Here is a 22,546-nt window from a genome sequence, read left to right as displayed (position 1 = left end):
TTATTTTCTTCCCATTTTTTCTGCAAAACAATTTGCAATCTTAACCCAGTTGAAATTATCAACTTTCTCAATAGAGTTATTTGAAATGACACTATAGTTATCTAATATTCTAATGACTGCTTCTTTTATTTGATTAGTTTCTTTTGCATTCACAGCAACTCCTACTATTCCATCGTTGAAGTGTTGATCAAACCCTTCACCTTTTGAATAAATTAAAGGTAAGCCTTGGCTCATCGCTTCAACATAAACTAATCCAAAAGACTCAGTTAACGAAGGCATTATAAAAAGATCAGAATTTCGATATTTTTCTAGTAAATCATTTTCTTTCATGATTCCATGATATTTCACTAAACTATCCTTTTTTAAGTTCTTTAGGATTTTTTGACCACTTTTGCCTACTGGTTCTCCAACAATATGAAATTCGATTTTTTTGGGTATTTCTTTTTTTAATGTATTCAAAGCCTCTAAAGTTGATTGTATGTTCTTATTTGCGTTTATTTTGCCTACATATAAAATTTTAAGCACTTCAGAATCTAATTCTCTAGTAACATTTATATTTCTTTTGTTTTGTAACCAAAATGTATCTACTCCAAACGGAATAACACAACTTTTTTCATTGATTTTAGTAAAATTATGATATTTTTTTATCGATTCCAAAACTCTATGTTTATGTGCCGGGGAAGAATATATTATATTTTCTGCTTCGTCCATGATTTTTAGTGCAGTTGACTTTAAGTGAGGCATCAACTTCATATACTTATTTATATCGGTGTTTGTAACTATTAAAGAGTAAGTAATCCCATAATATTCTTTTAGTTTCAAAGCCAAAAAACCATTTGAATACAGTGAGTGTGCTAAGGTATGATCGTATGATTCAACGTTAACATTTTGTTTAATCATTTTATAAACTTTTTTTGCTCTCAAATGAAACATAAATTTATCTATTGAATTAAGACAATTTATTTTTTTTAAAAACATTTCTTCCCATTCTTTATCATGAGTATAATCTGATTTGTAATTGCTCTCTTTCAAATCAGGTAATACTACTACACCATCTACACCATCAATTTCATTTAAATGCTTTACGATATTATAATGAATTTTGGAATTACGATAATTTGTGTTCAAATGTAGTATGTTCATCTAGAATCACCTGCATCTATTATTCTCTTATATAAACTTTCGTGTAAATCCACATTTTTTTTTAGCGAATACTGTCTCTTTACATGTTGAAAACTTTCGTCTCTACTTTTTTCTAGCAAATCAGAATCGCTCATTAATTTAGTTATTTTTTCTACTAGTTCATTAACAGAATAAAATACATATTTTTGAGAAGGAACAACCTCCTCAGACCCCCCTGCTGGAGTAGTAAAGACTACATTTTTTCTACTCATTGCTTCAATTAGAGTTCTGCCAAATGATTCAGTATTTTTCTTAGAAGTTAAAATAAACACATCAATATCATAATAAAACAAGTTCATTTCTGATAAAGAGATATTTATTTGACCCTCAAAACGTTTATCTAACATTTTTTCAAGATATCTAAACATTTTATTTGTCTCAATTTTAGATTCTTCATCTAAACAACCTATCGCCATCCTTACTTCTAATCTATCTCCAACTTTCTTGTTTAAAGAGTCAATAATTTCAATGGCCAATGGCCAGTTCTTCCAATCGCAATATCTTCCGGCAAATCCTATAATAACTTTTTGTTCATTGTCATTTCTTTTCTTTAAGTTTTCTTGAAAATTCTCAAACTCCAACCCAGCAGTATTAGGGATAACTTGAAAAGATTTAATTTTCTTTTTATTTAAAGCACTTTCCCAACAATTCATATTGTACTCAGTTGTAGTTACTAACACATCTAACTGGGTCATGAAAAACATAAAAATCCTTTTAAAAAAGAGATTATATTTTAAGTAAAGACCTCTTTCAGTGTGAATAAAAGTAAATCTCTTTGGAATCATATAAAATCTTTTTAGAAAAGCAACAATAAAAAAACTGACTTGAGCTTGTGTGTGTATTACTTTTGGATTAGTATTTTTTATGATTTTTTTAGTGTCAAGTATATATTTTATCATGCTCCATGGTTTTTTTATTACATGCTTAATTCTTGTTTCAGGAGTCAAATCAAAATATTTTATATTTTCTAGATTTTTTCCTGGAAGACCCGGATGGATAACTGCTGTTTTATAATCTGAATCACTCAGCCCTTGCAAAATAATTTTAGTGGACTCTTGTTCTCCTCCTACAGTATTGTGATTATTGTCACTCAAAATGATAATATCGATTTTTTCATTCTCATTTCCCATTCTTATTTATCCTCTCTCGGAAAGCTACAATCTTTATTGAATAGCACTTCAAAACAATTTAAAAATCATTCCAGTATTTTTGATGCATAGAATGCGCAAAAAATAATATAGAATAAAATTGAAATACTATTTTTTCAAAGTGCTTTTATTCTGTTCTCGTGTAATAGCCACTTCCTTAAATGCTTCTCGGGGACCACCCTCCAGTATCCCGTCGCTTTTTATAACACTTAAAATCGTTCCAAAAAAGCATCGGGCATCCATTCGAATTGATATTTTTCTCACATAATCTCCATCTAATTTTGCTTTGATTTCAATCGGTAGTTCATCTCTCCCATTAATTTGTGCCCACCCTGTTAAACCTGGTAACACAGCGTTCGCTCCATATTTCTCGCGTTCCTGAATCAAATCATATTGATTCCAGAGTGCTGGACGGGGCCCAATCAAAGCCATTTCTCCTTTAAGGATATTGATGATTTGTGGTAATTCATCAAGACTTGTTTTCCGTAAGAACTTTCCGACTTTTGTAATGTACTGTTCCGGATCACCTAATAAATGTGTCGGTGTGTCTTTCGGTGCATCGATTCGCATCGTTCGAAACTTCAAAATGTTGAAGTGTGACTGATGAAGACCGACCCGTTTTTGTTTGAAAAAGACCGGACCTTTCGACTCGAGCTTAATCGCAATCATGATTCCAATAAATAAAGGCGCCAATACAATCAGTCCAATCGACGACAACATAAAGTCAATTTTCCGCTTTTGTTCAATATACTTCATCATTCACACTCCATTAATTAAACTGTTTCTTTTAGTTGATCATACTCAACTGAATCGAGACAATCGTTTGCCCAATTGACAAGGTATAGCCCGAGCGCTTCGCTTGTCTTCAGTTCGTTCATCCGCTCAAGTTTCCCCTGCAAATCGGCCTCCTCGGTAACTATCCCTGTAAAAATTTTCGGATAGACTGCTTCTGGATGAACTTCGCCTTCTTTTAACAACTCTTCAAACATCTTTTCTCCCGGACGAATGCCGCTAAACTCAATCGCAATTTGATCTTCAGTGAATCCACTTAACTTGATCATATTTCGGGCAAGATCAACAATCTTAACCGGTTCGCCCATATCGAGCACGAACACTTCTCCACCGTCAGCAAGCGTCCCAGCTTGGATGACGAGGCGACTCGCCTCAGGAATCGTCATGAAGTAGCGCGTCATATCCGGATGCGTGACCGTGACCGGACCCCCCTTTTCAATCTGTGTCTTAAAGAGTGGGATAACCGATCCACGACTACCGAGCACGTTCCCGAAACGTACGACCGCATACTTCGTCCGACTCGTCTTCGCTAAGTTCTGAATGACCATCTCGGCAATCCGCTTTGTCGATCCCATGACGTTTGTCGGGTTGACCGCTTTATCCGTCGAAATCATGACAAACCGTGAGGCGCCACATTCATCGGCCATTTCCGCCACGTTTTTTGTTCCGTAAATATTATTCTTCACCGCCTCATGCGGGTTGGTTTCCATTAGTGGAACATGTTTGTGTGCCGCTGCATGGAATACGAGGTGTGGTGTGTGTGTGATAAACACTTCACGCAATCGTTCTACATCTTGAACATCGGCGATAACTGGAATTAAATCAACATCTAATTTCAACTCTCGCAGTTCACGTTCAATTAAATAAATGCTGTTTTCACCATGACCGAGAAGAAGTAACCGTTCTGGACTAAACTTTAAAATTTGACGACAGATTTCAGACCCGATTGATCCACCGGCCCCTGTGACAAGTACCGTCTTGCCTTCTACCTCTGATTGAATGCCTGAAATATCAAGTTCAACCGGTTCTCGTCCAAGTAAGTCTTCAATCGAAACTTGGCGCATCTGATTGACCGCGACTTTTCCGGCTGCCACTTCTTCAATCATCGGCAACGTATGAACATTCGTACAAATCGCTTTTGCTCGTTTGATAATGGCCAGACGTTGTTGATAGTCAATCGACGGGATTGCGAACACAATCTTATCAATTGCTTCACGTTCGACAATTTCTTCGAGTTGATCCATGGTGCCAATTACCTTCACCCCATGAATCGTTAACGCCTGAAGTTGCACGTTATCATCGATAAAGCCGACCGGATTCATCCGATGGTTGTTCGATTCATTCATTTGACGGATGAGCATACGTCCGGCACGTCCGGCACCGATAATTAACGTTCTTTTTTCATCTTTTCGACGTTTCATACTACGACCTAATAACAAACGTCCATGATCCTGTTTCCATGTCATGATAATCCTAGAGCCAAGCCGAATTCCACCTAGTAATAAGAGGGAGAGACAAAAACTCAAAAATAGTATGCGTTCCATCGCTTCTCCGTATAAGGCAAATTGAATAATAAACAATAAAGCCGTGCTTAATAGTAAAGTCGACGCAAGTCGAACTGCCTCGGTCATACTCGCAAAACGCCACGCTACACGATAAAGTCTACTCAGCCCGGCCATAATGATAAACAACCCACAATATAACAGGGCGGTCTCTATGAAGTCGTTTCGATTTACGTTTTGTAAAAACTCCTGTGGATATAAAAAGTAATACGTCACAAACATGGAGGTCAAAATCGCAATGACATCGAGAGTGACGAGAACACTGGTCCGAATCGTTTTTCGACTCATAGTTGATAATTGCATCATGATTGTTCCTTTCAAGTCAAAGCATTGAGCGATGATTGTTCTTCTACAAGTTTTGTCATCATGGCAAGCACGTCAGCACGGAGATCCTCACGCATTAAAGCGAACTCTAATGTCGTCTGAATGAAGCCTAATTTTTCACCTACATCGTAACGTTTACCTACGAATTCATACGCAAAGACTCTCTGGACTTCATTCAACCGCGTGATTGCATCCGTCAATTGAATCTCGCCACCTGTACCGGCTTCTTGGGTCTCCAAATATTTGAAGATTTGAGGTGTAAATACATAACGCCCTAAGATTGCTAAGTTCGAAGGTTCGGTCCCTGGCGCCGGTTTTTCGACGAATGATTCGACTTTATGTAAGCCGCCTTCTAAGCTCGCATTCAAGTCGACAATGCCATAACGGTGCGTCACTTCACGCGGGACAGGTTGCACGCCGATGATTGAGCTTTCCGTCTTATTGTACTGGTCAATTAATTGTTTTGTGCATGGAACGTCCGCTTGAACGATATCATCGCCGAGCATGACGACAAATGGTTCATCTCCGACGAACGCCTTGGCTTGCAATACAGCATGACCGAGTCCCATCGGCTTGGATTGACGGATGAAATGAATGTTGATGTTCGTCGTTTCCTCGACGAGCTTCAAAAATTCAGCCTTCCCTTTCTCAATCAACGTTTGTTCGAGTTCTGGTACTGAATCGAAGTGATCTTCAATCGCCCGTTTCCCTTTACCTGTCACAATTAAAATATCCTCGATACCAGACTCGACCGCTTCTTCAATGATATATTGAATTGTCGGCTTATCGACAATCGGCAACATTTCTTTCGGCATTGCCTTCGTCGCTGGTAAGAAACGAGTCCCGAGACCAGCCGCTGGGATGACTGCCTTCTTCACTTTTTTCATACTCATCATTACCGCCGCCCCTTCAAAATAGTTTACAACGAAAAAAGGATGTTTTCACATCCTTTTCTGAATTTATAAGTTAATAGTACCATTTTTGACCTGTTTCAAAAACCTACTTATTAGGAAGATAAACCTAATTCGTTCGACAGTTGTCGACATTTATTAAACATTTAGTCAATAAAACTATTTATTTCCATTTACCTCGCCAGTTCTTTGTCGGCAAGATCGGAGGATCGACATAGACAAACTGATCTTCGAGAACAGATTTCCCGTTTTGAAGGAGGTTATCCACTAACTCTTCGTCATCTAGGTTTTCGAGCGCTTTTAACGTCTCGTCCCAATAAAACGAACGACTCGTCACGTCATGTGCGTCAGATGCCACGAGTTGACTAAGTCCATTCCGTAAGAACACGTGTGCTAGTTGTTGCACCGTCTTCCCGAACTGGCCAACAAGGCTTCCTGTCGTCACTTGTGACAAGGCACCGGAAGCCACAAAATCGAGCAACCTGCCCGGGTTTTGCGCGAGCTCTTTATTGCGCTCCGGATGCGCGATAATCGGCGTGTACCCTCCCGCTTGTAGGTTGAAGAAGAGTTGTTCGGCATATGCCGGTACGCTGTCGCTAGGAAACTCGATTAAGACGTAACGCGAACCCGCGAGAGTCAACGCCTCTCCTTTTTCGAGCGCTTTTAATAAGTCACCGAAAATACGGATCTCTTGGCCGGCATGGACGTTTAGAGCAATCCCTTCAAGCGTTAGCACGCGTTGCAGTTGATCGACCGCTTGGTGCACGTTCAGCTTTGACGTATCAAACTGACGATGGAACGCGTGTGGTGTCACGATGATATCGGAGACGCCTGATTCCACAGCGCGCTTCGCCATCGCAATCGACACTTCGACGTTTTGAGCACCGTCATCGACGGCAGGTAACAAGTGGCAATGAATATCGATCATCAGAACGACTCCTTACTCGTACGCGTAATAATAATATTGATCGTCAGCGCCTTGCGGCTCTCGACGGTTTAAGACGACTCCTAAAATATGCGCATCAGCCATCACGAGTTGTTCTTTCGCTTTGATGACCATGTTGCGATCCGATTTGTCGCATCCGACAACTAAGACGACACCATCGGCATCGCGGGCCAAGATGCGCGTATCGGCTACTTGCATCATCGGAGGCGCGTCCAAAATAATCACGTCATACTTTTCTTTCGTCTCTTCGAGGAGACGCGCCATCATTTTCGAAGATAACAGTTCAGACGGGTTCGGTGGAATCGGTCCAGCAGCTAACAGATGGAGGCCTTCGACTTTCGTCTCATGGATTGATTTTTCGAGCGTCGTCTTCTTCGCCAATACACTCGACACACCCACTCCGTTCGGAAGGCGGAACGTGAAGTGCACGGTCGGACGACGCATGTCACAGTCCATCAATAAGACACGTTTTCCTTGTTGCGCGTAGACGACTGCCAAGTTCGAAGCCGTCGTCGATTTACCTTCGCCAGACGTAGAGGAGGTGACGACAATCGTCCGGAGCTCATCGTCAACCGCCGTGAACTCAAGGTTCGTCCGGATCGTCCGATACTGCTCTGAAATTGGCGACTTCGGTTTGTGGAGCGTAATCAAGTCACGACCTGACTTATCGTATTGTGTATGTTGATTTTTACGTTTGCCGAATTTAAACATGAGCCCGCTCTCCTTTTACTTCCATTGCACTTTTGCGAGATGTACGTACTTCACTACGGTCAATGACCGGAATCGAACCTAACACCGGTAACTCAAGCACCGACTCTACATCTTGTTCTGTCTTGATTCGACGATCTAAAACGACCTTCAAGAACGCCCACGCGACACCAAGCATGAATCCTAAAACGGCAGCGATAGCCGTATTCAACAGAATGTTCGGTTTCACTGGGTTCATCGGGACAGAAGCGGCCGACAACACTTTGACGTTATCGACGTTCATCAATTCTGGCACTTCTGACGAGAACACTTTACCGATCTCATTGGCGATATCTGTCGCCATTACAGGGTTCGTATGTTGAACTTTAATGTTGATGACTTGCGAACTTTGTTCGCTATTGACTGAAATCAATTGACTAATATTCATAGGAGACCCGTTCACGTTGCGTTGCACTTGCTCGAGGATAGCTGGGCTCTGGATAATAACACGGTACGTGTTGACAAGTGTGACGGATGATTGGATTTGGCTGTTATCTAACATCGTGCCTTCCGACTGTTTCGGAGCAACGAGCACTTGTGTCGAGGCTTCATACGTCGGTTGGACAATAAATGAACTCACGAGAAATGAGATGAGGGCGGCGATGACGGTGAGGCTGATAATGGTTCCTTTGCTTCGCATAAGGATGGAGAGTAATTCTCCGAGAGAGATTGTTTCTTCTTTCATTTACGTTCTGCTGCTCCTTTATGGATATTCTGTAACAGAATTATCCGGTTTTAATATGATTGACTGACAACAAATAGTATTATAGCAAATAAAATTACCTAAGATGACCTATTTTTAAAAATTTGGTTTTTTTGGATAGAGAATCTGATAAAATTCATAAGGAAGAACTTAACAGAGGGAGGACCAACCGTGCATCGTAGTGAACGTTTGCTCCATTTACATTTAACAATTGATCGCCAAACAAGACTTGATCTCCAACAACGCATTACAAATAACTTAGCAGATGGTAAAGAGCTGTCATCCTCCTATGAGGAATTGACTCACCAGTTGTCGACATTGGATACGTCTAGTGTGAAGACATCGGCTGATTTTGAGGCCTGGTTACGTGGGGAGACTAAAGATGAAGCGTTTCTTACCTATTACCTCGCACTACTCGAGCAAACACTTTCTGCACAAATCGCTCCAACTGAAACTCCTTCAGTGGAGGTAAAGGAAGATAAAGCACTGGAAACACCGCCAGAAAAGCCGGCGAAGCCACGTTATGTTGCTGAAAAACCCGTCCCTTCCCGTTCGGAGCGAATGGCTTTTCATCCGAATATTCAGCCGGCTCGTCCGAAAAAACGCGGAGCCGCATTCGTTATACTCCCGCTCCTCCTACTTTTGATCGCAGGAGGCGGATTTTTCGCATATCCATATGTGACAGACTTCTTTGATTCGACTCAAGAAGTGACTTCGCCTGAACCGGTCGAGGTCCAGACGCCTGAAGTTGAAGAAACGAGTGAGCCGCCAGAACCGATGACGGTATGGGTGAATACGAAAAACGTCGACTTGATCAACCAACCGGATGGCGCGAACGTAGTTTATGTAGGAGATATAGGGGACAAGTATGAAGTGATTACGCAACGAGACAATCACTTCGAATTAGAGCTTGGGTCGGTGACCGGATGGGTCCCAGAAGCGGCCGTCACGACCGATTGGCCAACGGCGACATTAACCGATTCCGCTCTCTTAAGTTGGGTCACGTCTAATTTGGACATGACGTTCAGCAGCCCAATCCCGAGTGAGTACTTAGCGCTGAACGAAGCAGAACTATACGAAACGATCGGACAACCGTTCGGTGAAGAATCTGACCAATTGAATACGTACGCTTTTTATCGTGGCATTTTCTTCACGATTCAAGAAGAGGCGGTTCATGCAATCGACTGGACGAACACCGGTGTCGCGAAAGAGGCTTTCCTCGCGCTCGGTGAACCAACAATTGAAACAGAAGATGCCGTCGTTTATGAAAGCGAGAACTACTCACTTCGCCTATTCATCGGAACGAACGCATCGACGCGGATCCGCTTGACAGAAATTTAAACAACCGCCTGACAGAAACTGTCAGGCGGTTGTCTTTTATTGAATCCATATATATTCATACGGCTCGAGCGTCACGTCTTCCACCACTTCCCCGGTAAAGATGTTGGTCCCCGCTACCGAGAGCGTCACGCGCTCGTGAGAAATATTCGTATACGTCGTCACACGCTCGTCGTCACCCGTTCGCTCGACAGCAAAGACTCGCTTGTCGGTTTTGAGGACTCGCTCGGTCGAATATGGTGAAAACGCCGGATGCGTTCGCCGGACGTTTAGTTGACTGATGATACCGGAGAACACGTTCAAACGGAACGGGTCGGTTTTAATCTCGTGAATGAGCGTCGTCTGATCGACGGGAGTCGTCACACCGAGAAGTGTCCGATAGTCCACTGCTGGAATCCCACGAAGCGAAAAGAGGATGCTGTGGGACGCGAGCACTTGCTCGGGCGTCGGATGCAATAAATTTTTCTCGAAAGGATCTCGCTCAGGACTAGATAAAAAGTTAAAATACGTCTTTCCGTCAGGAGGTGCCTCATACTTCGCCCAGTCGCGTAAGCGTGATGCATCCCCTTGCGCGAAGGCAAGTAAAACGTGCGAAGCAAAATCAAAGTGACAAATGGCGTCTGCCACCCCAAAGTAAGTAGAAAGGTTCGTCTCGGTGCCTTCGTACGCCAATACGAACGTTGCCTCTGGTTTATAGTGATGTAGGATACGATACCAGAGCGTCAAAACGAGGTGAATCCGATTTTCAGGCATACCCCGAAACGATTGGACATGGACCCGGAGAGCCGAGGCGCCTTGTGCGAGACGTTCGAGCAATAGATCCGTCTCTTTCAAAACATCGAACTGCGTCTCGTTATAGACGTCGGGTTCAGCATCATACATGAGCCCAAATTCATGTCGGAACCTCCCGAGGTCCTCCAGTAAACGAATGCGAGGATTGATTCGTGTATCGCTCGGTTGATTGGTATATGGAAACAAAGAGACGAGGTAAAGGTCGCTAATCGATGCCTGGACATGTTCTTTTAACAGATCATGGAGTGCATCTAGGTTCGGTTCCCCTTCCGTCGTCACCGCATGCGCGTCAACCATGAGGACGCTCGTCTGTTCTGTAGGCCGCTCCACGTCGTGCCATGTCTGTTCGTCCCACTTTTTAAACAGACGTTGCCACTCCTCGTCGGAATGGTCATCGACGAGTTCATGGACAATCGGTCGTATGTTATCCCAAATCATATCATCCCTCCTGTCTTCTCTCTTTATCACTCCCACTGTTCTTCAGATGTTAAACGCAAAAAAAGTCGCCAACGTGGCGACTCATTCGAGCAATCGTTTCAATTCTTCTTTAATCGCGGATAATGACGACTCCTCGGCGTACCAGTAATAGATGTCATCCGAAGCCAATCCGCCTGTTCCTTCAAGTCGCAACGTACTTGCATTGTGAAACGCGTCCATATACTCGGTTGAGAGCGTCATCAACTCATGTAGCTCGAGATTCGTCTTCGCATGTTGTCCGACGACATCTAACAGTCGCGACATTGTGTCCATCGAAAAGTCATCACGACTCTTCTGCACGATGCTTGTGACGACCGCTCGTTGCCGCTCTTGACGACCAAAGTCACCGCTTGGGTCTTCATAGCGCATTTGTACGAACGCGAGGGCTGCCTCTCCGTCTAGTTCGACTTCCCCGACCGGGAACGTATACCCGTTCGACTCAAAAGCGAACTTGTTCATCACCGTCACCCCGCCTACTGTATCGACGACTTCGATAAACCCGTCCAAATCAGCCTCAACCACATAATCGATGGGGATATCTAGGAATGCCTCGACCGTGTCGAGCGCCATCTCCACCCCGCCAAACGCGTAGGCGTGGTTCACCTTGTCCTCTTTGTCGCGCCCGATGATAGGCATGAACGTGTCCCGTGGGATACTCAACATCGCCCCTTCATCGGTCTCTGGATTCAGCGTCATGACGATCATCGTATCACTTCGTCCTTGTTCTACGCCTCGTCGGTCAATCCCTAGCAAGAGCACGGACACCGCTCGTTTTTCTTCAATCGTTTCGACATGCTTTCGTTCCTCACTAATCTGAAGCTCCTCGCTTCCTCGTTTGACCGTATCCTCGACGTCTCGTACCATCGACCAGGCGAACAGTCCGCCTGCGACAAGGAAGAGCACCATCACTCCGATCGTAACGGCAAGTAGCTTTTTCCAGTGGACGAATCGTTGACGTCTCCGCATCCGTCTTCACCTTCTTCCGTAGACTTTATAGTTTTAGGAATTCCCGCTTTGACGGTTGGATTAAAACATGATGTGAAAAAATGATGTCGATTTCATTCAGTTTGTTACGGAAAATGCCTAACGGTCCGTCTGCCTCGTTGAAAGTGCCGCGGCCAAGCCGCATTGATTTCAGCCCCGAGCAACATCGTCGCAGCCGTCAAATAAAGCCAGATTTGAAGCAGGATCACAAGCCCGATCGTGCCGTACGTCTCCCCAAACATCGTAAACTCCTCGACGTATATACTGTAGCCTGTCGAAAGTAGTTGCCAGGAGATGACCGCGAAGGTGGCACCGGGCAAAGCGTCGCGGAAACGGACCCGTTGTTGTGGTGCAATCATATAAAATGCCGAGAATGCAAAAATGAGGATGAGTGTCGAGATGGTATAACGTGTCAACGTCGCCAATCGAGAGAATTCTTCGACGGCCGGGACAGTCCGATATAGCAACTCTAAAAACTCTTGGCTAAACACATGGAAGACGACAAGGATGACCGCTCCGACACTCCACGATGCGAGAGTGATCAGGCCGATAAGTCGACGATGCAAGTAGCCGCGTACTTCCGTCTCCCCGTAAGCGAACACCGTTAACTTGACGAGCCGGGCTGTACCGTTCGTCGCTGACCAAATGACGATGAGTGCACCAAATGAGATGAGACCGACATTAATGTTGCCACTAACATCGTACACGATTCCAAACAAGTCGCGCACGGTGGAACCTGGGACGAGCGTTTCGATTTGTTCAATCAACATCGAATCATCAATTTTGAAAAAGGCAGCAAAGCCAAAAACGAGAAAGAACGTCGGGAAAATAGCAAGAAACCAAAAGAACGCGAGCGTCGCGCTATAGTCATTGATGTGATGGTCTCGAAAACGATGTCGAACCTCAACGGCGAGACGTAAAAATCGATCGAGCAAAAAGAACCCTCCTTTTTCTTTTTATTATCGCACAACAAAAGCGCCCTACAAGTAGAGCGCTCTCGCTTATTGTTCCATCAATTCATTTAAATAGCCACGGATGTCAGCGAGCGATGTCGAATCAGGGCGCCAGTAGTAAATCCCGTCGCCTTCTTTTCCGCCACTGCCTTCGAGACGGAGCACATCTTGGTTTTTGAACGCCGGCATATATTCCATCGATAACGTCCGAAGCTCTTGGAACGTGATGTTCGTTTTCGCGTTGTTTCCAAGCACTTCAAGCATGTTGTTAAACTTGGCGATTGAAATCTCATCCACACCCTTGTTAACGATTGCTGAAATCACTTGGCGCTGACGCTCTTGACGACCGAAGTCCCCGTTCGGGTCTTCGTAACGCATTCTCGAGTAAGCAAGCGCTTGATCTCCAGTCAATCTGACAGGACCTGTCGTGAACGAATGGCCATCAGATGTAAACGCGAACGCGTTATTCACTTCGACTCCACCAAACAAGTCGACTGCGTCTTTAAACCCTTTCATATCCACTTCCGCTACGTAATCGATTGGAATACCGAGCAATTTCTCAACCGATGCTGTCGCCATCTCAGCACCTCCGAACGCATACGCGTGGTTGACTTTATCCTGCATGTCGCGGCCGACAATTTCTGTCTTCGTGTCGCGCGGGATGCTGAGCATCGCGCTACGATCCGTGTTCGGGTTTAACGTCATGACAATGATAGAGTCACTGCGCCCTTGTTCCCCTTCACGTCGGTCAATTCCCAGTAATAAGACAGAGACCGGTTTCTTCTCGGAAATCGTCTTTTTGTTTTGACGCTCCTCACTCAAACCTGTCCCTTCATTAATTCGGTCTACCGTTGAGTCCAACTTTTGATACAAAAAGGCAGCGAATCCGCCTCCGATTAACAAGAACATTCCAAGTACGCCTGCAATAGTCCACAGCACACGCTTTTTCCGAGACTTTTTATGACGACTCTTTTTGATTCGTTTCTTTTCTTCCATGATTCCTTCACCTTTCAACTTTCAATAGTAGGCTTACATATTATTCATATTAGCACATCACCCGTAATATTTTTACATCTTTCCGGGAATAATTGTTCCTCTTATGAAGAACCAATAAACAAGCTATTCACCGAAAAAAACATTTACCTTATTTTAAATACTAACCTGGCATATACCAAAAAATATAAGAACATTTTTTAACAACTTATGAACTTTATTTCCTTTTTAAAGAAAATAGAAGTTATATAATCCTCTTAAGTTTGAGATACTTATAGTGCATGATGAACATCTGGAAAAACGAAAAAGAAAGAAGGTTGAGTAATGGAACTCGAAATGACATGTTTTTTTGAACACGGGGACTATATGACGTTCTCAATTTATGCCCCTTCCCGAGAAGAGGCAATTTATACGTTTGAACAACAGTTAGCAAAGGCAAACCCGGCGAATGATTATATCCAACTGAGCGATGCTAAGCGTATTCGTGTCGGGGATATCCTCGCATATCGGATCGAAGAGGTGAAACCGCCTCTTTTGAACGAGTCCCATTTCGGGTAACCCTTTAAAGAACGAATCTTACGATAGGGGTGACCACATATGGAATTAGGGATGATTGGATTAGGCAAGATGGGACTCAACTTGGCGCTTAACTTGACGGACGCGGGTCATCGCGTCCTCGGCTACGACCCGGGCAACGTCTCGACGAGCCAGTTCGAGACGAAGGATTCGCTCGAAGACGTCGTGAACGGCTTGGAGACGCCGCGCGTCGTTTGGGTGATGGTACCGGCCGGCGACGTGACCGAGCACGTGTTGGACGACTTGCATGCGCTCTTGTCGCCGGGTGACATCGTCATCGACGGCGGCAACTCGAACTACAAAGAGTCGATGCGGCGCGCCGAGGAGTTCCAGGACAAGCTCATCTATTTCTTCGACGTCGGCACGAGCGGCGGCATGGAAGGGGCGCGTCACGGCGCCTGCACGATGATCGGCGGCGACATGGAAGCGTTCGGCAAGATCGAGGAGTTGTTCCGCGACGTGTCGACGGACAACGGCTACTTGTACGCCGGCCCGAGCGGCAGCGGCCACTTCTTGAAGATGATCCATAACGGCATCGAGTACGGCATGATGCAGGCGATCGCCGAAGGATTCGAGATTCTCGAGAAGAGCCCGTTCGACTACGACCATGAACAAGTCGCCCGCGTCTGGAACCATGGCTCGGTCGTCCGTTCATGGCTCATGGAACTGACCGAGAGCGCGTTCCATAAAGACGCGAAGCTCGACGAGATTAAAGGCGTCATGCATTCCTCAGGCGAAGGCAAGTGGACGGTCGAGACGGCGCTCGAATACGGGGTACCGGCACCGGTCATCGCCATGTCGCTCATGATGCGGCAACGTTCGCTCGAAGAAGACACGTTCTCCGGAAAAGTCGTCGCCGCGCTGCGAAACGAGTTCGGCGGACACGCGGTCGAGAAAAAGTGAACATGGTCCCGTCTCTCACGCGAGAGGCGGTTTTTTTAGAAATTCAATATCCCATTTCCCTTTCTAAAAGGAACGAGAGGACCGAAAATGAGGTGTGACATTTGTCCACTTTTGGCTATCTTCATTTATCGTTGGTATCAATGGAAAAACGATGGATATGATGACAAAATGTTGTTATTTTTATCAAATTCTTCTACCACTTTATGGCGTATGATAGAGATAGCAAGAAGAAAGCGATTACATAGGAGGAAAACAAGTGGACACATCAACCAAGTCAAGCACGACACGCACGACGTCACTACCGGAAGCGATCGAACGGTTCGAGTATTTCACGCGAGGAGGAGCAGCGTATAACGTCGAGACGTTGTTCACGGACCTTACCCGCCAAGCGGTGTTGATCGACGAGCGCCACGGCGCGGTCGATGTGCTCGTCGAGGAAGACGAGCAACCGACGTTCAAGCTGCATGTGATGGAACAAGACTTCGTCATCGGCGCCATCCAAGCCGCGCTCGACAAAGAAGCCAACTCGATTATTTTAGGGGTAAACGCGGCCGATACGGAAGTATTCGCGACGATCACTCCTGACGAGTTGGGAATGGTGCTGTTGACTCCGGACGCCGTCCCGAACGCATTCAACCTCGAGACGCGCCGCATCGGGCCAGGCTTCATCGAAGAGTTGACGCTCATGGTGCTCGACCACATCCATGCGTCGCGCTTCCCGGCCTCACTCGTCCACAGATTTTGATGTCCTGTCCTTCCTGGTCTCCAGGAAGGATTTTTTTCATGGAAAAAGACGGCCGTAGCCGTCCGTCTCATTCCATCGTATTGCCTTCCACCGGAATCGGCGTCTCCTTCAACTGCTTCGCGAAGTGGTACAAGTTGTACGCCATCGTCTTGCCGTGTGATTTCGTGAACGCGTTGTCGCGGCCGGCGTCGATGTACGAATCGCCAGGCCCCGCCTCCCCAACCCAATACGTGTCGACGTTCGGCGGCACGGTGAAACCGATGTGCGACAAGCCGTACAAGATCGAGGCGCAGGCGTGTTTCGCCCCGTCCTCGTTCCCCGTCACGACGACTCCGCCGACTTTGTTGTAGTAGATCGCTTGCCCTTCTTCGTTCGTCAGGCTACTGCCCCCGTACAACCGCTCAATCACTTGCGTCGCGACGCTACTCTTCTCGCCGAGCCAAAGCGGCGTGCCGATGACGAGTATGTCTGCCGCTTTCACCTTCTCAAAAATCGACGGCCACTCGTCCCCGTCCCCTTCGTCTTCCGTCACCCCGAACGCGACGTTGTAGTCGACGACTCGGACGACTTCCGTGTCGACACCGAGCGCGTCAAAGTGCAGGATGATGTCGTTGATCAACCCTTCCGTATGCGACGTCGTGTCGCCGCCTTTCAACGAACAGTTCAAAAACAATGCTTTCATCGAATCCCTCCTTCTTTTGAACAGTTACATGTTCCCGGTGTCATATAGGATTAACCACTTCCACTCGGCATGAACAAGTCTTTCCCGAGCGACGGTGTTTTCAGCCCGGCCGCGGTCGTCCTATTGTAGAGCCCTTCGCGAAGCGAGATGATGCAGGTCGTTACGCGGTGAAACGAAAAAGACCGGCGTTCGCCGGTCCCGTCACTTGTTGATCAATTTGTTCGCCTTGTCGACTTTCTCCTTGTCGTGCTTCAGTTGCTTCTCGATGTCGTACGCCATGTACATGTCATTTTTGATCATGTAGTCGGCGATCTCGGCATGGTCCTCGATCGCTTGGTTCATCTGCTTGATGAGCACTTTTCGCACGTCAGGCGACGCCGTCTCCGTGACGGCGACGGCATAGGCCCGGACGGCCGACTTGGCCGTGACGAGCAGGTCGGTCGCAATCAGTTCGTCGCGCTGCTTGCTGGCCCGTTTCAAGTTTTCCGTGATTCCCATACGTTTCTCCCCCTTACGCCTTGTTCGGCAACAACTGCTTCAACTCACTGATCGCCTGTTCGGCGTTCTTCAAGTGTTTCTGTGCGATTTTCTTCAACTTGTCGTCTTTGATGAGCGGCTCGCTCACGTACCCTTTGACGAGCCCCGCTTGCTTCAACGTCAACATCTCATGAATCTCCAACACTTCGTGAATGGCGAGCTTATTTTTAGCCATCGTCGTTCCTCCTTTTCGTTAGCGCGTGACCGGTGCGTCGGCCTTCTCCCGTTTATGCTTGAGCAACCACCCGTGGAACAGAAATTCGACGACCGCGGTCACGAGCGCTGTATAGAGCGCCAGCAAGACAAAACTCGTCTCCGTCCGAATGTCGAAGTCCAAGATCCACAGGAAGAACCACGTCAAGAAGAAGACGAGCCCGAAGTCGGCCGCGGTCGCAGCGAGGTTGCCGAACTTTCGCAAGACGAACATGTCCCCGAGCCAATAGGCGATGATCGCGACCATGAACGAAATCCACGCGGCGTGATACCACGGGACGCCGAAGCCGAGCGTCAAGACGCCGATGAAGACGACGAGCAGCGCCCCGTGCTTGATCGTCAACGCCTTCATATGATTGATTTCCAAAACCGTAGAACCCCCTTTCCTCATCGTTCGTGTCCTAGACCATGTTTCCCGAACCAGTTCGGCACAAACAAGTAAATTTCGCATCCATATCGCGGCATAGTGATAGCCGGACTCTCTCTCCATGCAAAAAGTCCTCATCCGCTCTGGACGAGGACCTGACATCGATGTTTCTATGCGGCCAACATTTTCTACAAACATTTACATTTTCATGACAGTCACTTCTTCGTCGGGAGCGATTTGACGGCCGGCCCTTCGATGACTTCGCCGTTCGGCTTGAAACGCGAGCCGTGGCATGGACAGTCCCATGACCGTTCGGCGTTGTTCCAGTTGACCGTACAGCCCATGTGCGTACAGTTCGAGCCGACGAGCGACACTTTTCCGTCCGGGTCCCGGTAGGCGGCGACGTGCTCGCCGTTATGGTTGACGATCGCGCCTTCGTCGAAGCCAAGGTCGTCGACCGTCTTATCCGCTCGCTTCACTTTCCCTTTGACGAACTCTTTGGCGACGTCCGCGTTCGTCTTCACAAAGCGGGCCGCGTCAGACAGTTTCCACTTCGACCGGGTCGGGTCATACAGATCTTCGTATCGGTTCGGCTGACTCGTGATGAGGTCCGTGATCAATCGTCCGGCGACGATGCCTTGGCTCATCCCCCATTTCGAGAAGCCGGTCGCGACGTAGACGTGCGGTGTGTCGTTCGTCATCCGCCCGATATACGGCACCTTGTCGAGCGTGATCATGTCCTGGGCCGACCAATGGTGTGTGAACTCATTCACGCCGAAATGGCGCTCGGCGAACTCGCCGAGGTGCTCGTAACATTTTTTCGTCTCTTCCTTATGGCCCGACAGATGGTTCTCCCCGCCGAACATGGCGATCTTCTTGCCATCGCGTTTGATGTGGCGGAGCGAACGGCTCGGGGAGTCGACACTGATGAACATGCCTTCCGGGAACTGATCGACCTCGGCCGCGACGACGTACGAACGCTCGATCTCCATCTTCGCGAAATAGAGCCCCTTGAAGTCGTTGAACGGGAAATGGGTCGCGACGACGACGTCTTTTGCCGACACGGTATGGCCGGTGAGCGTCGTCAGGACGTGCGGCGACCCGTACTCGATCTTCGTGACGCGCGTCATCTCGTAGAGCGTACCCCCGAGCTCGAGGAAGCGCTTCATGAGACCTTGTAAGTACTTGACCGGATGGAACTGGAGCTGGTCGCGCATGACGGTCGCCTTCTTCACCTCATACGGCAGCAAGCCGTTCACTTCATCAGTCGCGTCGCCGCCGTTGATGCCGAGTTTCGCGTACGCCTCGTCTTCTTTCTCGAGCAACTTCGCCGAACTCGACGACGAGTCGCTGTACATGTAGGCGTGCTGGCGCTCGAGGTCACAGTCAATCTCGTGCTGTTCGACTTGGTCCGACAAATAGTGGAGCGCGTCCATGTTCGCCTCGTAGTAGAGCTTCGCCTTCTCCTCCCCGAGCGACTTGATCAGCTCAGCATAGACGATGCCGTGCTGGGCCGACACTTTCGCCGTCGTATATCCCGTCGCCCCGCTGCCAAATTCGGCCGCCTCGATCAAGACGACGTTCCGTCCCCGCTCCGCGAGCTCGAGCGCCGTCACGACACCGGCGATCCCGGCCCCGACGACCGCAACGTCCGCGGTGATGTCCGCTTGGAGCGACGCCGTCTTCTCCCCGGCGACGTCACGCCAATACGACTTCGGAAAATCTTGTAACATGTGATCCCCTCCTTCAATTGTGAATGCATGGTTGAATTACCCTTCATTTGAAGGAAGGAAACAAAAAGAGGCCTCGCGTCAGGCCTCCTTCTTCTCAGGTATCGTAATCGTCTCGAACTGTTCGGCCCGGCAGAGCGTGATTGCCTGCATGGCGAGCTTGTAATCTTCCTCGGTCAAGCCGAGCAGCTCGGTCGGGAGCACCCATTCTTTGTTGTTGTACAGATGGATGACGAGCTTGACGAGGGTGAGCGCTTCCTTGTCGAACGTGTTATCGTCGATGATCGTCCCCGTCCGGATCTCCCCAGCCTCCAAGTCCATGTACGGCAGCAAGATGTCTCGCACGCTCGCGTTCCCTGAGATCAAGTAGAGCGCCGAGAAATACTCACGGCTCACGTTCCCCGGGTCAGCCAAGCGGTGCGCCAACTGCTTGAACGTCTCGTAATGGTCAGGCGTCAAAAATTCAATGTTATGCATGGCGAATTCCTCTCTCGTCTCTAGACCGTGTGTCATTCATCTGTATTAATTCCACCATTCGGACAGAAGTAACCCATTTTCGCCGTAAAATCGAGGATCGGACTTGAAATATGAAGGAAATACCCCGCCCATCACAACCTCAAGGCGCCAGGCGGCGTCGAGAAATTCGTTAAAAAAGTGGCCGACCAAATTAAACGGAAATAACAGAGGGGTGATTCCATCGCGGGTCAGCCCTTTCATCATGATGTTAGCGAAGGCGGTTTTCGGGAAGGATAATGTACAAGAAGACTCACGGCAAGGCCTCGGACTACATTCAAGTTAGGAAGTGATGTGTGTGTACACCATTGGCGTCGATATCGGGACGACGAGCACGAAAGCCGTCCTGTTTCAACATCATCAGCAACTCGCGGTACATAACGTGCTGTACCCGCTCTTCACCCCGGACACGGAGACGGCCGAACAAGACCCGGTCGTCATTTACGGGGCCGTGTTAGAAGCAATCAGTGCCGTCCGGGCCAAAGCCGACGGTCCGATCCGCTTTATGTCGTTCAGCTCGGCGATGCACAGTTTGATTGCGCTCGACACATCGGGCTACCCGCTCACGAACAGTATCACCTGGGCCGATAGCCGGGCGAACCCATACACGCAAGAGATCAAACGCGAGTATGACGCGAGCGAGCTCCATATGCGCACCGGCACGCCGGTTCATCCGATGGCGCCGTTGTCGAAACTGCGTTGGCTGAAACAGGAGCACCCGGACGTGTTCGTTCGGGCCGAGAAGTTCGTCTCGATTAAAGAGTACGTCTTCTTTCGCCTGACGGGCCGCTACGTCATCGACCACTCCATTGCCTCGGCGACCGGGTTGTTCAACTTGAAGACGCGCGATTGGGACGCGGAGGCTTTAGTGATCGCCGGCGTCACACCGAGTCAGTTGTCCGAACTCGTGCCAACGACAGAAATCGTATCGCTCAAAGCAGATATTACCGAGACGCTCGGTTGGGACTTCCCGCTCGTCATCGGGGCGAGTGACGGAGTGTTGTCGAACCTCGGCGTCGGGGCGTTCGAACAAGGTGTCGTCGCCGTCACGATCGGCACGAGCGGTGCCATCCGTACGGTCGTCCGTGAACCGGTCGAGGACCCGAAAGGACGCATCTTCTGTTACGCCTTGACGGACAAACATTGGGTCATCGGCGGACCGGTCAATAACGGCGGCGTCATCCTCCGTTGGCTCCGGGACGAGTTCGCGGCGAGTGAGGTCGAGACGGCGAAACGGCTCGGCATGGATGCCTACGACGTATTGACGCGGATCGCTGAGACGGTGAAGCCAGGTGCGGACGGCTTGTTGTTCCACCCGTACTTGATGGGTGAACGGGCCCCGCTCTGGGACTCGAACGCACGCGGCTCGTTTTTCGGCTTAAGCATCCATCATAAGCGCGAGCACTTCATCCGCTCGGTGTTAGAAGGTGTTATCTTCAACTTGTATACGGTCATGCTCGCGCTCGACGAGTTGACGGGCGCACCGAACCGAATCCATGCGACGGGCGGCTTCGCCCAGTCGAGTCTATGGCGACAGATGATGGCCGACATTTTCGACACACCAGTCGTCGTGCCGGAGAGCCATGAGAGTTCGTGCTTAGGAGCGATTATGCTCGGGGAGTATGCGTTCGGAGATATCGACGACTTCACGGCCGTACCGCAGGTGACGCATGAACATACGCCGAATATGGAGGCGACGACCGTCTACCGGGAGCTGTTGCCGATCTATATCCGTCTATCACGCCATTTCGCAGAAGAGTACGAAGCGATCTCTGACTTTCAACGGAAGCATGTCTAAATAACCAAGCTCCTTTCTCAGGAACTTGGTTTCTTTGTATATACTTCAATTGTTTTTCAGGTAAACAACATAATATGAGATATACAATACTCTGGAATAGACTCATGATAGTTTACTTACAAGAGGAGGTTGGCAGTTATGAAGTACTGTTTACAAGAACTTGGCGATGAGTATAAAGAAGTTACGCGTCTTTCACAAAAACTAATTGATGCCGTACCTGATCAAATTGTGTTGAATGTCGGTAACACCACTTTATTGGGGGTAGCCGGGGTCAAAAGTAAGTTGAAATATATCGATGAATCATTTCAACTTCTCTCAGATTACCTCTCCTATACTTTTGAATTACATAACAATCATCTAGAAATCTCACTTCAAATATACGAAAACAGAAATAACCACTTTAGAATCAATTGCTTTAGCAAGTTTGGATCTAAATCAGGACAATTATTCTCTCTAAATTTAACTACTAGTTTTGAAAATGACTTAATTTGTGTAGTGCAAAATAGGAGTGCAGAAGTGTGCAACGGAAACGTACACAACTCTGCACTCCTATTTTTGAAAAGAAAAAGGACTTGCCAGCAATCATAATCTCACCCTAACGTTTAAGTTGCGACACAAGAACGTTAGGAG

Annotated in this window: 24 protein-coding genes; 6 read left to right on the top strand and 18 right to left on the bottom strand. The window is 47.6% G+C overall.

Annotated elements, in window-relative coordinates; genetic code table 11:
• The 8 genes from JJU47_RS14425 to JJU47_RS14390 all read right to left on the bottom strand — a co-directional run bounded on the left by JJU47_RS14425 (position 1) and on the right by JJU47_RS14390 (position 8,297).
• Entirely contained in the window at positions 1-1,143 is a 1,143-nt protein-coding gene (locus tag JJU47_RS14425) for a glycosyltransferase family 4 protein (protein WP_228620730.1), read from the bottom strand.
• The gene (locus JJU47_RS14420) at positions 1,140-2,312 is read right to left on the bottom strand and encodes a glycosyltransferase family 4 protein (protein ID WP_228620728.1); all 1,173 of its coding nucleotides are present in this window, start codon (positions 2,310-2,312) and stop codon (positions 1,140-1,142) included. The genes JJU47_RS14425 and JJU47_RS14420 overlap by 4 nt, the downstream gene beginning before the upstream one ends.
• Positions 2,313-2,438: 126 nt before the next feature.
• Positions 2,439-3,086, bottom strand: coding sequence for a sugar transferase (locus JJU47_RS14415; protein ID WP_228620726.1), 648 nt, complete (start codon positions 3,084-3,086; stop codon positions 2,439-2,441).
• A gap of 17 nt (positions 3,087-3,103) precedes the next feature.
• Entirely contained in the window at positions 3,104-4,801 is a 1,698-nt protein-coding gene (locus tag JJU47_RS14410) for a polysaccharide biosynthesis protein (RefSeq protein WP_300997994.1), read from the bottom strand.
• Positions 4,802-5,001: 200 nt separating this feature from the next.
• Positions 5,002-5,895 carry a UTP--glucose-1-phosphate uridylyltransferase GalU gene (gene galU / locus JJU47_RS14405; protein ID WP_228620744.1) on the bottom strand — a complete coding sequence of 298 codons (894 nt, stop codon included), beginning with the start codon at positions 5,893-5,895 and terminating at the stop codon, positions 5,002-5,004.
• A 187-nt stretch (positions 5,896-6,082) separates the two neighbouring features.
• Positions 6,083-6,847 (bottom strand): tyrosine-protein phosphatase, encoded by a 765-nt coding sequence (locus JJU47_RS14400; RefSeq protein WP_228620724.1) that lies wholly within the window; start codon positions 6,845-6,847, stop codon positions 6,083-6,085.
• A gap of 12 nt (positions 6,848-6,859) precedes the next feature.
• Positions 6,860-7,576 (bottom strand): CpsD/CapB family tyrosine-protein kinase, encoded by a 717-nt coding sequence (locus JJU47_RS14395; RefSeq protein WP_228620722.1) that lies wholly within the window; start codon positions 7,574-7,576, stop codon positions 6,860-6,862.
• Complete coding sequence (locus JJU47_RS14390; RefSeq protein WP_228620720.1) at positions 7,569-8,297, bottom strand: YveK family protein; 729 nt, start codon at positions 8,295-8,297, stop codon at positions 7,569-7,571. Before JJU47_RS14390 ends, JJU47_RS14395 begins: the two co-directional genes overlap by 8 nt.
• A 579-nt stretch (positions 8,298-8,876) precedes the next feature.
• Between JJU47_RS14390 and JJU47_RS14385 the strand changes: the two genes are divergently transcribed.
• A complete protein-coding gene (locus JJU47_RS14385) occupies positions 8,877-9,656 on the top strand; it encodes a hypothetical protein (RefSeq protein WP_228620718.1) in 780 nt (259 codons plus the stop codon).
• Positions 9,657-9,692: 36 nt separating this feature from the next.
• Here the strand turns inward: JJU47_RS14385 and JJU47_RS14380 are convergent, their stop codons facing one another.
• The 4 genes from JJU47_RS14380 to JJU47_RS14365 all read right to left on the bottom strand — a co-directional run bounded on the left by JJU47_RS14380 (position 9,693) and on the right by JJU47_RS14365 (position 13,768).
• Positions 9,693-10,883, bottom strand: coding sequence for an alpha-amylase family glycosyl hydrolase (locus tag JJU47_RS14380; RefSeq protein WP_228620716.1), 1,191 nt, complete (start codon positions 10,881-10,883; stop codon positions 9,693-9,695).
• An 81-nt stretch (positions 10,884-10,964) separates the two neighbouring features.
• Entirely contained in the window at positions 10,965-11,888 is a 924-nt protein-coding gene (locus JJU47_RS14375; protein ID WP_228620714.1) for an LCP family glycopolymer transferase, read from the bottom strand.
• Between the two features lie 104 nt (positions 11,889-11,992).
• Entirely contained in the window at positions 11,993-12,841 is an 849-nt protein-coding gene (locus tag JJU47_RS14370; RefSeq protein ID WP_228620712.1) for a YihY/virulence factor BrkB family protein, read from the bottom strand.
• Positions 12,842-12,907: 66 nt separating this feature from the next.
• On the bottom strand, positions 12,908-13,768 hold the full coding sequence (locus tag JJU47_RS14365; protein ID WP_228620710.1) for an LCP family glycopolymer transferase: 861 nt from the start codon (positions 13,766-13,768) through the stop codon (positions 12,908-12,910).
• Positions 13,769-14,176: 408 nt separating this feature from the next.
• Here JJU47_RS14365 and JJU47_RS14360 point away from each other — a divergent pair, with 408 nt between their 5' ends.
• The 3 genes from JJU47_RS14360 to JJU47_RS14350 all read left to right on the top strand — a co-directional run bounded on the left by JJU47_RS14360 (position 14,177) and on the right by JJU47_RS14350 (position 16,076).
• Positions 14,177-14,410 (top strand): hypothetical protein, encoded by a 234-nt coding sequence (locus JJU47_RS14360; protein WP_228620708.1) that lies wholly within the window; start codon positions 14,177-14,179, stop codon positions 14,408-14,410.
• Positions 14,411-14,449: 39 nt separating this feature from the next.
• Positions 14,450-15,331 (top strand): phosphogluconate dehydrogenase (NAD(+)-dependent, decarboxylating), encoded by an 882-nt coding sequence (gnd, locus tag JJU47_RS14355; RefSeq protein ID WP_228620706.1) that lies wholly within the window; start codon positions 14,450-14,452, stop codon positions 15,329-15,331.
• A 256-nt stretch (positions 15,332-15,587) separates the two neighbouring features.
• Positions 15,588-16,076 (top strand): hypothetical protein, encoded by a 489-nt coding sequence (locus tag JJU47_RS14350; protein ID WP_228620700.1) that lies wholly within the window; start codon positions 15,588-15,590, stop codon positions 16,074-16,076.
• Between the two features lie 67 nt (positions 16,077-16,143).
• Here JJU47_RS14350 and JJU47_RS14345 read toward each other — a convergent pair whose 3' ends face one another.
• The 6 genes from JJU47_RS14345 to JJU47_RS14320 form a co-directional block, all read right to left on the bottom strand.
• Positions 16,144-16,758, bottom strand: a complete 615-nt coding sequence (locus JJU47_RS14345) for a flavodoxin family protein (RefSeq protein ID WP_228620698.1) — start codon at positions 16,756-16,758, stop codon at positions 16,144-16,146.
• A 201-nt stretch (positions 16,759-16,959) separates the two neighbouring features.
• On the bottom strand, positions 16,960-17,256 hold the full coding sequence (locus tag JJU47_RS14340) for a spore coat protein (protein ID WP_228620696.1): 297 nt from the start codon (positions 17,254-17,256) through the stop codon (positions 16,960-16,962).
• A 13-nt stretch (positions 17,257-17,269) separates the two neighbouring features.
• A complete protein-coding gene (locus JJU47_RS14335; protein WP_228620694.1) occupies positions 17,270-17,470 on the bottom strand; it encodes a hypothetical protein in 201 nt (66 codons plus the stop codon).
• Positions 17,471-17,488: 18 nt separating this feature from the next.
• A complete protein-coding gene (locus tag JJU47_RS14330) occupies positions 17,489-17,875 on the bottom strand; it encodes a DUF2512 family protein (protein ID WP_228620692.1) in 387 nt (128 codons plus the stop codon).
• Positions 17,876-18,090: 215 nt separating this feature from the next.
• Positions 18,091-19,608 carry an FAD-dependent oxidoreductase gene (locus tag JJU47_RS14325; RefSeq protein WP_228620690.1) on the bottom strand — a complete coding sequence of 506 codons (1,518 nt, stop codon included), beginning with the start codon at positions 19,606-19,608 and terminating at the stop codon, positions 18,091-18,093.
• A 78-nt stretch (positions 19,609-19,686) separates the two neighbouring features.
• Entirely contained in the window at positions 19,687-20,082 is a 396-nt protein-coding gene (locus tag JJU47_RS14320; protein ID WP_228620688.1) for a hypothetical protein, read from the bottom strand.
• A gap of 334 nt (positions 20,083-20,416) precedes the next feature.
• Between JJU47_RS14320 and gntK the strand changes: the two genes are divergently transcribed.
• The gene (gntK, locus tag JJU47_RS14315) at positions 20,417-21,916 is read left to right on the top strand and encodes a gluconokinase (RefSeq protein ID WP_483298132.1); all 1,500 of its coding nucleotides are present in this window, start codon (positions 20,417-20,419) and stop codon (positions 21,914-21,916) included.
• 138 nt (positions 21,917-22,054) lie between these two features.
• Positions 22,055-22,504 carry a hypothetical protein gene (locus JJU47_RS14310; protein WP_228620684.1) on the top strand — a complete coding sequence of 150 codons (450 nt, stop codon included), beginning with the start codon at positions 22,055-22,057 and terminating at the stop codon, positions 22,502-22,504.
• Positions 22,505-22,546: the final 42 nt, after the last annotated feature.

This window comes from Exiguobacterium sp. (assembly GCF_020832205.1).
Classification (GTDB): domain Bacteria; phylum Bacillota; class Bacilli; order Exiguobacteriales; family Exiguobacteriaceae; genus Exiguobacterium.
This window is presented reverse-complemented; position numbering and strand designations above follow the sequence as displayed.